Origin of the sequence: Streptomyces antioxidans (assembly GCF_000968685.2) — a bacterium.
GTDB classification, from domain to species: Bacteria; Actinomycetota; Actinomycetes; order Streptomycetales; family Streptomycetaceae; genus Streptomyces; species Streptomyces antioxidans.
On record NZ_LAKD02000256.1, the window covers coordinates 1 to 350 of the forward strand.

At 73.1% G+C, this 350-nt stretch carries 1 protein-coding gene; it reads right to left on the minus strand.

Features of this window, described 5'->3' with window-relative positions; all coding sequences use genetic code 11:
* Positions 1–350: condensation domain-containing protein (locus VT50_RS38040; protein ID WP_143645412.1), on the minus strand; the 350-nt coding region annotated here is incomplete at both ends.

Genomic DNA, 350 nt, shown 5'->3' on the forward strand with positions numbered 1-350 from the left:
GCCCTGCTGGGCCGCCGCCACCAGCCGGGCGTGGGTCTCGGCGTCCACCTGCAAGGGCACCGTGCCGCCCCGGAAGGAGGACGCGGGCGGACGCGGTCGGTCGGTCGGCAGCGTCAGTTCCTGGGGTGCGTCGGCCAGGGCCGTACGCCAGTAGTCCAACTGGCCGCTGATCACGCTGTCGGGGTCCTCGATATCACCCAACACCTCGCGCTGCCAGAGCGCGTAGTCCGCGTACTGCACCGGCAGTGGCTGCCAGCCCGGCACTTGGCCCGCCCGGCGGGCGGCGTACGCCACGCCGATGTCCCGGGCCAGCACACCCATCGACCAGCCGTCCACCGCGATGTGATGCG